The organism is Sphingopyxis sp. (genome assembly GCF_051861155.1).
GTDB lineage: Bacteria > Pseudomonadota > Alphaproteobacteria > Sphingomonadales > Sphingomonadaceae > Sphingopyxis.
On record NZ_JBHYDE010000023.1, the window covers coordinates 1 to 507 of the forward strand.

Sequence of the window (507 nt, forward strand, 5' to 3'; positions counted from 1 at the left end):
TGGCGTGGACCTGGCTATCGTTCAACCCCGCCAAGGCGCTGGGGATCGGTGACCGCACCGGCAGCCTGAAGGCGGGCAAGATGGCCGATGTGGTGTTGTGGAATGGCAATCCGTTCAGCGCCTATACGCGGCCCGAAAAAGTGTGGATCGATGGAGCGTTGATGTTCGATGCCTATGATCCCAAGCGTCGTCCGGTGAGCGATTTCGAGCTGGGCCAGCCCGGCGAGGGAGATGTGAAATGATCAAGCTCCCAAATTTCCTCTCTGCCCTTTGCTGTTCCCCCGCGAAGGCGGGGGTCCATCTCCGGTCCTTGCGGCATTCGGTCGACGGTGGTGAACAAGCGAGAGCGCGGGTGATGGGCCCCTGCCTTCGCAGGGGCACGGCGCGAATGGGGTTGGGGGGCGCACTTGTCGCAGCCTTGGCGCTAGCCGCGCCGGTCCACGCCCAGGACGTCGCGATCACCAACGCGAAGCTTGTCATCGGTGACGGCAGCGCGCCGATCGAGGG

At 64.3% G+C, this 507-nt stretch carries 1 protein-coding gene; it reads left to right on the plus strand.

Annotation, left to right across the window (positions count from 1 at the left end):
* Nucleotides 1-242 (plus strand): amidohydrolase family protein (locus ACTIFP_RS17695; protein WP_439569991.1); only part of this gene is annotated, 242 nt, incomplete at its 5' end.
* Between the last annotated feature and the right edge of the window lie 265 nt (nt 243-507).